Source organism: Silicimonas lutimaris (genome assembly GCF_047314965.1).
Lineage (GTDB): Bacteria > Pseudomonadota > Alphaproteobacteria > Rhodobacterales > Rhodobacteraceae > JAVJUV01.
Genome location: NZ_JBLBVK010000050.1, coordinates 16,801 through 28,293, shown reverse-complemented (window position 1 = coordinate 28,293; position 11,493 = coordinate 16,801). Strand labels below are relative to the sequence as shown.

Genomic DNA, 11,493 nt, shown 5'->3' with positions numbered 1-11,493 from the left:
TTTGTTCATCTCCTGCCGCTAGAAGGCCCTAGGACGGGACTTGGACAGAAAGGCAGGCGAATGATCGGAGCAGTTGGAAATCAGGCCATGGCCGTTAGGCAGGCAGAGGCGGGTGGACCGGGCAAGAGCATGCAAGGTGTCGGCCAGCAAGCCAAGCTGGCGGTGGCGGGGGCTCGCGAGGCAGGGCTGGAAGTGCCGGCCAACGCTCAGGGACGGATGGCTTCGGCCGTGGCGCGGGGAATCGATCCCGGAAGCTTTTTCAGCGCACGCGTGAGCGAACCCCTGCTGTCCGGCGTCGCGCCGGAAACGGAGGATGTTCCCGTTGTCGAAGTGCCGGAGTTCGAGGCTGCTGCGGGTGCGACAGAGGCGGGAACGGAGGCAGTGGAAACCGGTGTTTCGACATCCTTGATCCAAACGCAGGGGGTGGTTTCCGAAAATCTGACTGTTGGCCCTCCAATCGAATTGGAAACTCTGTCCACGGCTGTCTGATCAGGAACGGGACAGGCAACGGCACGGTTTGAACCGATCTGTCTGAAGCACCAATGGTAGGATAAGTCCTCGTGGCGGTGTGGGCCGCAGCAATCATCTGCGCCGGGTCCGGCTGGCTGGAAAAGGAAGTGTTCGCTGGCGAAAAGGGGCGCGCGAACGCGGTCCCGTCCGCCTCGCGGCTTGGTTGCCGACCTTGTCTGCGCCTTGCCATTGCGCTTCATGTCGAATTTGGGGCTGGCTGCGCCGCGCAGGAAGCGACCAGAACCGGCTGCTTAGCTCAGGGATCGAGTTGCTGGAGTTTCGTTGATTGCCTTGTTGGAGCTTTTTTCGGACCGTCTGCTACATTTTTGCCTGTGTCAAAAAGCGCCTCGGAGGCGCCTGACCGGCGTTGACCCTTCAGGAACACGGCAGTAGGTAGGGGCAAGACAAGCCCGCGCGACTAAAAGAAGTGGGCGTTGACGGAGCGTTCACGTGGAAGACATCCTTAGAGAATACCTGCCCATCCTTGTATTCCTTGGCCTTGCGGTCGGATTGGGGCTGGTGCTTATCCTCGCTGCTCTGGTGGTGGCACCTAGGGATGCCGACCCGGAAAAGCTCTCTGCCTACGAATGCGGTTTCAACGCGTTCGACGACGCCCGGATGAAGTTCGATGTCCGCTTTTACCTGGTGTCGATCCTGTTCATCATCTTCGATCTTGAAATTGCGTTTCTTTTCCCCTGGGCCGTGGCCTTTGGCGGGCTGAGCGATATCGCTTTCTGGTCGATGATGGTCTTCCTCGCGGTGCTGACCGTCGGGTTTGCCTATGAGTGGAAGAAGGGAGCGCTGGAATGGCAGTAAGCACCGCGCTGAACGATGCCGGCGCTGACCGTGAGGTCGCGACCCGGGCATTGAACCGGGAACTTCAGGACAAGGGTTTTCTTGTCACCTCGACAGATGACATCATCAACTGGGCCCGTACCGGGAGCCTGCACTGGATGACATTCGGCCTTGCATGCTGCGCGGTCGAGATGATGCACACGTCCATGCCCCGCTATGACCTGGAGCGTTTCGGCACCGCGCCGCGTGCGTCTCCGCGCCAGTCGGATCTGATGATCGTGGCGGGAACGCTGACCAACAAGATGGCGCCGGCGCTGCGCAAGGTGTACGACCAGATGCCGGAGCCGCGTTATGTGATCAGCATGGGCTCCTGCGCCAATGGCGGCGGATATTATCATTACAGTTATAGCGTGGTGCGCGGCTGTGACCGGATCGTTCCCGTGGACGTCTACGTGCCCGGCTGTCCGCCGACGGCGGAGGCTCTGCTTTACGGCATCCTTCAGTTGCAACGCAAAATTCGCCGGACCGGCACGATCACTCGCTAAGCTCCCAAGGAGACGGATATGTCCGAGGCATTGAAAGAACTCGCCCAGGGGATCGAGGCAAAGCGGCCCGACTGCGTGGTGTCGTGGGACGTCGCCTTCGGTGAGCTGACGGTCAACGTGGCGCTGTCCTCCCTGGTCAGTTTCGTCGAATTCCTCAAGTCGGACGGCGCCTGCCGCTTTTCGACGCTTGTCGACATCACGGCGGTCGACCACCCCGACCGTGAAGAGCGCTTCGACGTCGTTTATCATTTCCTGTCGATGTACCAGAACCAGCGCATCCGGCTGAAGGTGCCCGTTCGCGAAGATGGTATGGTGCCTTCGCTGACCGAGGTGCATCCGAGCGCGAACTGGTTCGAGCGGGAAGTGTTCGACATGTTCGGCATTCTCTTCTCCGGGCACCCGGACCTGCGCAGGATCCTCACGGACTATGGCTTCCGCGGCTATCCGCTTCGGAAGGATTTCCCCACTACGGGTTACACCGAGGTCCGGTACGACGAGGAACAGAAGCGCGTGGTCTATGAACCGGTCAAGCTGGTACAGGAATATCGCCAGTTCGACTTCATGAGCCCCTGGGAAGGCGCGGAATACATCCTTCCCGGCGACGACAAGAGCGAAGCGAAGGGCTGAACGATCATGGGCGGCGGCGGTCTGATCTGGTTCCTTGTGGTGGCGGTCCTGCTGATCGTCCCCTTCTGGAAGATTTTGCCGCGCTACGGGATCTCGAAGTATTTCGCGATCCTCACAATCATCCCGGCGATCGCGCTTGTGCTGTTGTGGATCATCGCCTTCAAGGACGATGTCGAGGGGGGCAGGGCGTGAGTGTTGTGTTCCTCTGCGTCGGTGCCGCCAAGGCGGGAACGAGCTGGCTGCACAGCCAGTTGGCGGTGCATCCGGGGTGTCATTTCCGGTCGATCAAGGAACTGCATTACTTCGACGCTTTGGACGAAGGTACGATGTCGCGCAACCTGCAGAGGATGCGCGCACGGCAGGTTGCACTTCTGGAGCGCACCAACGGCGGTCTGAATGCGACGCCGGAACAGGCCGCCCGTATCGCCGACGGCGGTGATTGGATGGACGTGCTGGAGCGCGGCGGCGAGGATATCGGAGCCTATCTGGGGTATCTTTCGGAGGGCGCCACTTCTGGACAGGTCGTGGGTGAAACCACACCCGCCTATGCGCTTCTTTCGGCTGACCGATTGGCCAGGATGGCGCGTATGGCGCAGGACGTGCGGTTTCTTTACCTGATGCGCGACCCGGTCGACCGGTTGTGGAGCCATGTGCGGATGATCGCCGGGCGGCGGGATGCGGACGGCGTCGTATCGGCGCGCCGGTGTGAGCGGATTCTGTCGAGGACGATTTCGGGCGAAGAGAGCCAGATCGTCCGGCGGAGCGACTATGCGGGCGCTTTGAAGCGACTGGCGGCAGCGGTGCCGGGAGGCAAGTTGCTGATCGAGGTGTTCGAAGAGATGGTGTCGGGCGAAGGCCTTGCGCGCATCTGTGATTTCCTGGGAATCGGACGGGTTGCACCCAGCCCGGCTCCCGTTCACGCGGGGCAGGCTCTGGCAATGTCGCCGGACCAGCGACGCAGGGCGGCGCATTGGCTGGCCCCGCAATACGAGGCAGCCCATGCCGCTCTCGGGCGGATGCCCGAGGCTTGGGGTCGGAAGGTGTGAGATGATGGACGGCAATTTCGAAGACGCTCTGACGGGCGAGCAGAAGATCCGGAACTTCAACATCAACTTCGGTCCGCAACACCCTGCGGCACATGGAGTTCTTCGGCTGGTGCTGGAGCTGGACGGCGAGATCGTGGAACGGTGCGACCCGCATATCGGTCTCCTGCACCGCGGCACGGAGAAGCTGATGGAGAGCCGGACCTATCTCCAGAACCTGCCGTATTTCGACCGGCTGGATTACGTGGCGCCGATGAACCAGGAGCACGCCTGGTGCCTTGCCATCGAGAAGCTGACCGGGGTCGAAGTTCCGCGCCGTGCCAGCCTGATCCGGGTCCTGTATTCGGAGATCGGACGCATTCTGAACCATCTTCTGAACGTGACGACCCAGGCGATGGACGTTGGCGCGCTGACGCCGCCGCTCTGGGGCTTCGAAGAGCGCGAGAAGCTGATGGTCTTTTACGAGCGCGCCTGCGGCGCGCGCCTTCACGCGGCCTATTTCCGGCCTGGCGGCGTCCATCAGGATCTGCCGCCCGATCTGATCGAGGACATCGACCAGTGGGCCAAGGAGTTCCCCAGGGTTCTGGACGACATCGACGGGCTTCTGACCGAGAACCGGATCTTCAAGCAGCGGAACGTGGATATCTGCGTCGTCTCTGAAGAGGAGGCGTTGGACTGGGGCTTCTCAGGCGTGATGGTGAGGGGATCGGGCATGGCCTGGGACCTGCGCCGGGCGCAGCCCTATGAATGCTACGACGAGTTCGAGTTCCAGATTCCCGTCGGCACCAACGGCGACTGCTATGACCGGTATCTCTGCCGCATGGCCGAGATGCGCGAGAGCCTGAAGATCATTCACCAGGCTTGTGAGAAATTGCGCAACGAACCGGGCGACGTCCTGGCGCGCGGCAAGATCACTCCGCCGTCTCGGGGCGACATGAAGACTTCGATGGAAGCGCTGATCCACCATTTCAAGCTGTACACCGAGGGTTTCCATGTTCCTGCGGGCGAGGTCTACGCTGCCGTCGAAGCGCCGAAAGGTGAGTTTGGCGTTTATCTGGTGGCTGACGGAACCAACAAGCCGTATCGGGCGAAACTGCGTGCGCCGGGATACCTGCATCTTCAGGCGATCGACCATGTGTCGAAAGGCCATCAGCTTGCGGACGTCAGCGCGATCATCGGAACGATGGATATCGTGTTCGGAGAAGTCGACCGCTGATCCGAGCGCAATCTTGTTCGAACAAATTTGCAGATCTCTTGAAGGGGATTTGCCACGAAGACCGAGGGAACCGAAATGCTTCGCCGCCTAGCCCACGAACAACCCGATAGCTTCGCCTTCACTCCCGCCAACCAGGCTTGGGCAGAGGCGCAGATCTCGAAATATCCCGAGGGCCGGCAGGCAAGCGCGATCATCCCGCTTCTGTGGCGCGCCCAGGAGCAGGAGGGTTGGCTCTCGCGTCCGGCGATCGAGCATGTCGCGGCGCTGCTGAACATGGCCTATATCCGGGCACTGGAAGTCGCGACGTTCTATTTCATGTTCCAATTGCACCCGACGGGCAGCATCGCCCATGTGCAGGTGTGCGGAACGACCTCCTGTATGATCTGCGGGGCCGAAGACCTGATCCAGGTCTGCAAGGACAAGATCGCGAACAGCGCGCACAAGCTGTCTGCCGATGGCAAGTTTACCTGGGAAGAGGTCGAGTGCCTTGGTTCGTGCTCGAATGCGCCGATGGCTCAGATCGGCAAGGACTATTATGAAGACCTGACCGCCGAACGTTTTGCCGAGATCCTGGACGAACTTGCCGAGGGCAAGGTTCCTGTGCCCGGACCGCAGAATGGCCGTTATGCCGCAGAGCCCCTCAGCGGCCTGACAAGCCTGAAAGAGTTCGACAGCGGCAAGCAGCGGTATAATGCGAGCGTGCAGTTGGCTGTTGAAATCGGCGACACCGTCAAGCGCATCGATGGCACCGAGGTGCCGCTGCGCGCGCCGTGGCGCGGAGCGTCGGGGACGATTTCGCCGTCCGAGGAGCGCGCGGCGACGAAGGCGGCGCGCAGCGCACCCAAGGCGCCTGCCGCACCTGCTGCAGAGGCACCGTCTTCGCCGGGCCGCAAACCCGAGGGGCTGAGCGAAGCGAGGGCAGGGCAACCCGATGATCTGAAGAAGATCAAGGGGGTCGGCCCGAAGCTGGAAAAACTGCTTCACAGCCTTGGCTTTTTCCATTTCGACCAGGTGGCCGCCTGGACCGAGGAGGAGATCGCCTGGGTCGACGAAAACCTTGAAGGCTTCAAGGGCAGGGTCACTCGTGACAACTGGGTTGCTCAGGCCAAGGAGCTTGCGGATCAGGGAAATTAAGCGGGTTTCGCGATTTTCCCTTCGGTATGAGCATCTCGAAGTCAGAAAATTTCCCCGACGCCAGATTTTTGCTATACGCAGTCTGAAGGATAACGTTAGGGAGGCGCTCCATGTCACGACACACCCAGGGCTCGCTTACAATCGTTGGCGCGATTGCGGCGGGTATTTTCCTTGTCGCCTTCGTGGCGCTCATGGTGCTGGGGGAATACGGCTTCTCCGCCGCAGCGTTCCTTGCCATTTTGATCGCGCTTCTGGCCGCGATCGTTCTTTATTTGGGATTCGGCGGCTCCGATCGGATCGCCATGCCTGCCAAGCCTGCTCCGGCACCGAAGGCCGCTCCTGCGCCGGTCGCCGCTAAGCCTGCTCCGGCTCCGGAACCTGCCGCTGTCGCAGCGACACCCGGTGGAGAGGACTTCGATGGCGACGGTGTCTTGGAGGGAGAAAACGAGGGTATTCGGCCTGCCGGACTGGACGCGCCTCGTGACGGGAAGGCCGATGACCTGAAGCAGATCAAGGGCATTGGTCCGAAACTTGAAAAACTCTGCAATTCATTGGGCTTCTGGCATTTCGACCAGATCGCGGGCTGGACGCCTGACGAGGTGGCTTGGGTCGATGCGAACCTGCAGGGTTTCAAGGGGCGTGTGAGCCGGGATTCGTGGATTGACCAGGCCAGGATACTTGCCGGTGGCGGAGAGACGGAATTCTCGAAAAGGGTCGAAGACGGCGACGTTTACTGACGCGACGCTTCGATTTTGACAAGAGCGGATCAACCGCTCCGGGGATCTGAAAGAAATACCGTTGCGCCTTGTTGGTGTGCAACGGTATACGCGCGGTGAAGCGCGCGACAGCGATGTGGAACGCAATGAGCGACGGAACCGACCCTGACAAAATTCTGGCGCGCCAGGCGCGGCTTGTGTCCATCGTGATCGCCGCGACCATGGTGGGCTGGATGGCTGCGCAATGGATAGGCGGACGTCTTGGTCTTCCGGACAGATATGTATTTCTTGTCGATCTTTTCGCACTTGCGGGTTTCCTCTGGGCGCTGTTCGTGACATGGCAAATCTGGCGGAAACGCCGGGACAATTGACGATGCGCGGCCGTGGTATCCCAGGCCGCGATGGACGAGGTGAGCATGCTCGAAGACAAGGATCGTATATTCACCAACCTGTACGGGATGCATGACCGGACACTGGCGGGCGCCAAGGCGCGCGGCCACTGGGACGGAACGGCCGGCATCATCCAGAAGGGTCGTGACTGGATCATCGACCAGATGAAGGCGTCCGGCCTTCGCGGTCGCGGCGGTGCCGGATTCCCGACTGGCCTGAAATGGTCTTTCATGCCGAAGGAATCGGATGGCCGTCCATCCTACCTTGTTGTGAACGCGGATGAATCCGAGCCGGGTACCTGCAAGGACCGCGAAATCATGCGTCACGATCCGCACACGCTGATCGAGGGCTGCTTGATCGCGTCGTTCGCAATGCAGGCGCATGCCTGTTACATCTACATCCGCGGTGAATACATCCGCGAGAAGGAAGCTCTGCAGAACGCCATCGACGAGGCGTATGATGCGGGCCTGCTTGGAAAAAATGCCGCTGGGTCGGGCTGGGATTTCGATCTCTACCTGCACCATGGCGCCGGCGCCTATATCTGCGGCGAGGAAACCGCGCTTCTGGAAAGCCTCGAAGGCAAGAAGGGGATGCCGCGGATGAAGCCGCCGTTCCCTGCGGGCGCGGGGCTGTACGGGTGCCCGACCACGGTAAACAACGTCGAATCGATTGCCGTCGTGCCGACGATCCTTCGGCGCGGCCCCGAGTGGTTCGCCGGATTTGGCCGTCCGAACAATTCAGGTACCAAGCTGTTTGCGATCAGCGGCCATGTGAACAATCCCTGTGTGGTTGAAGAAGCCATGTCGATCACCTTCGAAGAACTGATCGAAAAGCATTGCGGCGGGATTCGCGGCGGCTGGGACAACCTGAAAGCCGTCATTCCGGGTGGCTCTTCGGTGCCGTGTATCCGGGGCGAGAACATGCGCGAAGCGATCATGGATTTCGACTACCTTCGGGAGCAGAGGTCGGGTCTGGGAACCGCGGCCGTGATCGTGATGGATCAGTCTACGGACATCATCAAAGCTATCTGGCGGCTGTCCAAGTTCTACAAGCATGAGAGCTGCGGGCAGTGCACGCCTTGCCGCGAAGGCACAGGCTGGATGATGCGGGTGATGGATCGCCTTGTGCGCGGCGAGGCCGAGGTCGAGGAGATCGACATGCTGTTCGACGTGACCAAGCAGGTCGAAGGACACACGATCTGCGCCCTTGGCGATGCGGCTGCCTGGCCGATCCAAGGACTGATCCGCAACTTCCGTGACGAAATCGAGGACCGGATCAAGGCACAGAAAACCGGGCGTGTGAGCGCCGTCGCGGCGGAGTGACAGCCGTGAGGCGTTTGATCATCGGCGTTGCCTTGCTGTCGCTGAGCGGCTGTAGCCTGATCCGTCCCCAGGATGGAGAGGGCGTTGCGGCCGCTGCCCTGCCTTTTCGGGCGGAAATTCAGCGCGGCGAGGATCGCCGGGATGTCGCGGTAACTGTCCGGGCCGCGGAAGCGTCGGTTGAGGATGTGCGAGAATCGGCCCGTTTCCCGGTGACACGGTATTGCCTGTCTACCTTTGGCAGTTCGGCTGCCGACTGGACGGTCGACCCAGCAACCGGCGACTGGGCTTTCGTTCGCGAGGGCGAGAACATGGTGTTCACCGCTCGTTGCACCAATCGTTAACCTGCGATGATCCGTTTCTGGGACGGTTTCCTGAGCGCGTTGTGTGCGCTTGCGACCCTCGCAATCATTGGTCTGCCGCTATGGGCCGCCGTCCGGGCGACGGGGTCGAATCTGGTTCCGGTCTGGTACTGGGTCCCGATCGTTCTTCTGGGTCTTGTAGGTTTCGTCATGGCAGCGGCCTTCGGCAGAAAGGCAGTGCGCGGGGTGCATCCACTGCGCGACCGCCGGCGATAGGCGGCGAATCCTTGCCGGTTTCAAAGATGTTATCGCATAGCGGTCAGCTTTCGCTGCAATCTTTGCTCAAGACCACTATATTTGCGAACAAGGTCAGAGCAGAAGCCGAGTATGTTGATGCGTAGATTTGCAGCGATCCTTTTGAGCGCAGGCCTCAGCAGCGGCCCTGTCGCCGCCTTGCAGCCCCTCCATGAGAACCCGACCGTGGTGAACGGATTCTATGCAATCGGGCTTGCCGACGAGGTCCGAAAGAACTGTTCCAGCATCTCTCCACGCTGGCTAGCGGCATATAATTATCTGCGCGCGCTTGAAAAATACGCGCGAGATGAGGGTTACAGCGAAGCTCAAATAGAAGAACTTGTTGAAAACAAAAAAGAAAAAGAGGAATTGAGAGGTCGCATAAGGGCCGACCTGGCCGAAAGGGGTGCGACACCTGAAAATCCGGAAGGCTATTGCACTGTGGGCCGTGAAGAAATAGCCAAGGGCAGCGTTGCGGGGAAGCTTCTTCGCGCGAAATGACGGCCGCCGATGGAAGGCGGCGGAACCCAAGGGGACCAAAGCCTTATGTCCGACCTTCGGAAGCTGATTATCGACGACATCGAGATCGAGGTCGATCCGGCCCTTACGCTTATTCAGGCGTGCGAAGTGGCCGGAATAGAAATTCCGCGTTTCTGCTATCACGAACGGCTGTCGATCGCCGGGAACTGCCGGATGTGCCTTGTCGAAGTGGTTGGCGGCCCGCCGAAACCTGCAGCCAGTTGTGCGATGCAGGTGCGCGACCTGAGACCGGGTCCCGAGGGCCAGCCTCCTGTGGTGAAGACGAATTCTCCCATGGTGAAAAAGGCCCGCGAGGGCGTCATGGAATTCCTGCTGATTAACCATCCGCTGGATTGTCCGATCTGCGACCAGGGCGGCGAGTGCGACCTGCAGGACCAGGCCATGGCATATGGCGTGGACTTCAGCCGTTTCCGCGAACCGAAGCGCGCGGTAGACAACCTCGAGCTTGGCCCGCTGGTCAAGACCGAGATGACGCGCTGCATTTCCTGCACCCGATGCGTGCGGTTCATCACCGAGGTGGCCGGCATGCCCGAGCTTGGGCAAACCGGTCGCGGTGAGGATGCCGAGATCACGTCCTATCTGGGACAGACGCTGGACAGTGAGATGCAGGGCAATATCGTCGATCTTTGCCCGGTCGGTGCTTTGACCAGCAAGCCCTATGCGTTCACCGCGCGCCCGTGGGAACTGACCAAGACCGAGTCGATCGATGTGATGGACGCGCTTGGCTCCAGCATTCGCGTGGATACCAAGGGACGCGAAGTGATGCGGATCATGCCGCGGAACCATGACGGTGTGAACGAGGAGTGGCTGTCGGACAAGTCGCGTTTCGCGTGGGACGGACTGCGTCGCCAGCGTCTGGACAAGCCGTATATCCGTGAGAACGGAAAGCTGCGTGCCGCAAGCTGGCCCGAGGCTTTGGCTGCTGCGGCCGGTGCGATGAAAGGCGGAAGGGTGGCCGGGATCATCGGAGACCTTGCTCCTGTTGAAGCGGTTTTTGCCCTGAAGGAGCTGGTCGAAGGCCTGGGCGGTTCGGTCGAATGCCGCACGGATGGTGTGAAGTTGCCGGTCGGGAACCGGTCGGCCTATGTCGGAACGGCTTCGGTTGAAGACATCGACGCGGCGAAGGCGATCATGCTGATCGGTACGAACCCCCGGGCCGAAGCGCCGGTCCTGAACGCGCGTATTCGCAAAGCTTGGCTGAAGGGCGCGACGATCGGGCTGGTCGGGCAACCGGTCGACCTGACTTATGATTATGCCCATCTAGGCACCAGCCATGATGCCCTGAAGGGGCTGTTCGGGATGAACCCTGAAAACGCCCATGGCAAGGACACACTGGTCATTGTCGGCCAGGGCGTGTTGACGGGCGAGAATGGCGCGGCGGTTCTTGCCGATGCCATGCGCTATGCTGAGGCCACGCAGTCGAAGTTCATGGTTCTGCATACGGCTGCCAGTCGCGTGGGCGCTATGGACGTGGGCGCTGTATCCGACGGCGGGGTGGAGGATGCGGACGTCATCTTCAACCTTGGCGCCGACGAGGTTGAGATTCCCGCTGGCCCGACGGTGATCTACCAGGGCAGCCACGGCGATCGGGGCGCGCATCGGGCGGACATCATCCTGCCAGCCGCGGCATGGACCGAAGAGAACGGGTTGTTCGTCAACACCGAGGGCCGTCCGCAACTGGCGATGCGCGCAAGCTTCCCGCCGGGAGACGCCAAGGAAAACTGGGCGATCCTGAGGGCGCTTTCCGCGGAAATGGGGGCGACCCTGTCTTATGACAGCCTTGCGCAGTTGCGTGCGAAGCTGGTCGCCGAAGTGCCGCATCTGAAGGCAATCGACGAGGTGCCGGCGAATGAATGGCAGCCGGTCGAGGCGAGTGGAGATGCCGGGGAATTCGGATTGGCGGTCAGGGATCATTACCTGACGAACCCCGTTTTGCGGGCAGCCCCGCTGATGGCGGAATTGCAGAGTGCGGCCAGAGAGCGAAAAGCCGGAAAACTGGCAGCGCAATAGGCCATTCAGGTCTGGATTGTCAGGCCAAGATAAGGTTTAGAAGGGGCGGCGA

15 protein-coding genes are annotated in these 11,493 nt (G+C 60.9%); all 15 read left to right on the top strand.

Going from position 1 to position 11,493, the window contains the following annotated elements:
* The first annotated feature begins 60 nt into the window (after window positions 1-60).
* On the top strand, window positions 61-489 hold the full coding sequence (locus tag ACKLNI_RS11785) for a hypothetical protein (protein WP_413719266.1): 429 nt from the start codon (window positions 61-63) through the stop codon (window positions 487-489).
* A 471-nt stretch (window positions 490-960) separates the two neighbouring features.
* Window positions 961-1,326, top strand: a complete 366-nt coding sequence (locus tag ACKLNI_RS11780; protein ID WP_413719265.1) for an NADH-quinone oxidoreductase subunit A — start codon at window positions 961-963, stop codon at window positions 1,324-1,326.
* Window positions 1,317-1,850, top strand: coding sequence for a NuoB/complex I 20 kDa subunit family protein (locus ACKLNI_RS11775; protein ID WP_413719264.1), 534 nt, complete (start codon window positions 1,317-1,319; stop codon window positions 1,848-1,850). The genes ACKLNI_RS11780 and ACKLNI_RS11775 overlap by 10 nt, the downstream gene beginning before the upstream one ends.
* A gap of 18 nt (window positions 1,851-1,868) precedes the next feature.
* Complete coding sequence (locus ACKLNI_RS11770; RefSeq protein WP_413719263.1) at window positions 1,869-2,477, top strand: NADH-quinone oxidoreductase subunit C; 609 nt, start codon at window positions 1,869-1,871, stop codon at window positions 2,475-2,477.
* Between the two features lie 6 nt (window positions 2,478-2,483).
* Window positions 2,484-2,669 carry a hypothetical protein gene (locus ACKLNI_RS11765; protein ID WP_413719262.1) on the top strand — a complete coding sequence of 62 codons (186 nt, stop codon included), beginning with the start codon at window positions 2,484-2,486 and terminating at the stop codon, window positions 2,667-2,669.
* Window positions 2,666-3,523 (top strand): sulfotransferase, encoded by an 858-nt coding sequence (locus ACKLNI_RS11760; protein WP_413719261.1) that lies wholly within the window; start codon window positions 2,666-2,668, stop codon window positions 3,521-3,523. Before ACKLNI_RS11765 ends, ACKLNI_RS11760 begins: the two co-directional genes overlap by 4 nt.
* Window positions 3,524-3,527: 4 nt before the next feature.
* Window positions 3,528-4,736 (top strand): NADH-quinone oxidoreductase subunit D, encoded by a 1,209-nt coding sequence (locus ACKLNI_RS11755; RefSeq protein WP_413719358.1) that lies wholly within the window; start codon window positions 3,528-3,530, stop codon window positions 4,734-4,736.
* A gap of 75 nt (window positions 4,737-4,811) precedes the next feature.
* A complete protein-coding gene (gene nuoE / locus ACKLNI_RS11750) occupies window positions 4,812-5,870 on the top strand; it encodes an NADH-quinone oxidoreductase subunit NuoE (protein WP_413719260.1) in 1,059 nt (352 codons plus the stop codon).
* Between the two features lie 110 nt (window positions 5,871-5,980).
* On the top strand, window positions 5,981-6,607 hold the full coding sequence (locus ACKLNI_RS11745; RefSeq protein ID WP_413719259.1) for a hypothetical protein: 627 nt from the start codon (window positions 5,981-5,983) through the stop codon (window positions 6,605-6,607).
* Between the two features lie 125 nt (window positions 6,608-6,732).
* Window positions 6,733-6,957, top strand: a complete 225-nt coding sequence (locus tag ACKLNI_RS11740) for a DUF5337 domain-containing protein (protein ID WP_413719258.1) — start codon at window positions 6,733-6,735, stop codon at window positions 6,955-6,957.
* Window positions 6,958-7,002: 45 nt separating this feature from the next.
* The gene (gene nuoF, locus ACKLNI_RS11735; protein WP_413719357.1) at window positions 7,003-8,298 is read left to right on the top strand and encodes an NADH-quinone oxidoreductase subunit NuoF; all 1,296 of its coding nucleotides are present in this window, start codon (window positions 7,003-7,005) and stop codon (window positions 8,296-8,298) included.
* Window positions 8,299-8,303: 5 nt separating this feature from the next.
* The gene (locus ACKLNI_RS11730; protein WP_413719257.1) at window positions 8,304-8,639 is read left to right on the top strand and encodes a hypothetical protein; all 336 of its coding nucleotides are present in this window, start codon (window positions 8,304-8,306) and stop codon (window positions 8,637-8,639) included.
* 6 nt (window positions 8,640-8,645) lie between these two features.
* Window positions 8,646-8,873: a hypothetical protein gene (locus tag ACKLNI_RS11725; RefSeq protein WP_413719256.1), complete on the top strand. Its 228-nt coding sequence runs from the start codon at window positions 8,646-8,648 to the stop codon at window positions 8,871-8,873.
* A gap of 117 nt (window positions 8,874-8,990) precedes the next feature.
* The gene (locus ACKLNI_RS11720; RefSeq protein WP_413719255.1) at window positions 8,991-9,392 is read left to right on the top strand and encodes a DUF5333 domain-containing protein; all 402 of its coding nucleotides are present in this window, start codon (window positions 8,991-8,993) and stop codon (window positions 9,390-9,392) included.
* A 45-nt stretch (window positions 9,393-9,437) separates the two neighbouring features.
* Entirely contained in the window at window positions 9,438-11,441 is a 2,004-nt protein-coding gene (gene nuoG, locus ACKLNI_RS11715) for an NADH-quinone oxidoreductase subunit NuoG (protein ID WP_413719254.1), read from the top strand.
* Window positions 11,442-11,493: the final 52 nt, after the last annotated feature.

Bases quoted from the DNA above. Each gene is read 5' to 3' on its own strand.
- ACKLNI_RS11765 (WP_413719262.1), top strand. From the start codon at position 2,484: ATGGGCGGCGGCGGTCTGATCTGGTTCCTTGTGGTGGCGGTCCTGCTG.
- ACKLNI_RS11740 (WP_413719258.1), top strand. From the start codon at position 6,733: ATGAGCGACGGAACCGACCCTGACAAAATTCTGGCGCGCCAGGCGCGG.
- nuoF (WP_413719357.1), top strand. From the start codon at position 7,003: ATGCTCGAAGACAAGGATCGTATATTCACCAACCTGTACGGGATGCAT.
- ACKLNI_RS11775 (WP_413719264.1), top strand. From the start codon at position 1,317: ATGGCAGTAAGCACCGCGCTGAACGATGCCGGCGCTGACCGTGAGGTC.
- ACKLNI_RS11770 (WP_413719263.1), top strand. From the start codon at position 1,869: ATGTCCGAGGCATTGAAAGAACTCGCCCAGGGGATCGAGGCAAAGCGG.
- ACKLNI_RS11755 (WP_413719358.1), top strand. From the start codon at position 3,528: ATGGACGGCAATTTCGAAGACGCTCTGACGGGCGAGCAGAAGATCCGG.
- ACKLNI_RS11725 (WP_413719256.1), top strand. From the start codon at position 8,646: ATGATCCGTTTCTGGGACGGTTTCCTGAGCGCGTTGTGTGCGCTTGCG.
- ACKLNI_RS11745 (WP_413719259.1), top strand. From the start codon at position 5,981: ATGTCACGACACACCCAGGGCTCGCTTACAATCGTTGGCGCGATTGCG.
- ACKLNI_RS11720 (WP_413719255.1), top strand. From the start codon at position 8,991: ATGCGTAGATTTGCAGCGATCCTTTTGAGCGCAGGCCTCAGCAGCGGC.
- nuoE (WP_413719260.1), top strand. From the start codon at position 4,812: ATGCTTCGCCGCCTAGCCCACGAACAACCCGATAGCTTCGCCTTCACT.
- nuoG (WP_413719254.1), top strand. From the start codon at position 9,438: ATGTCCGACCTTCGGAAGCTGATTATCGACGACATCGAGATCGAGGTC.
- ACKLNI_RS11785 (WP_413719266.1), top strand. From the start codon at position 61: ATGATCGGAGCAGTTGGAAATCAGGCCATGGCCGTTAGGCAGGCAGAG.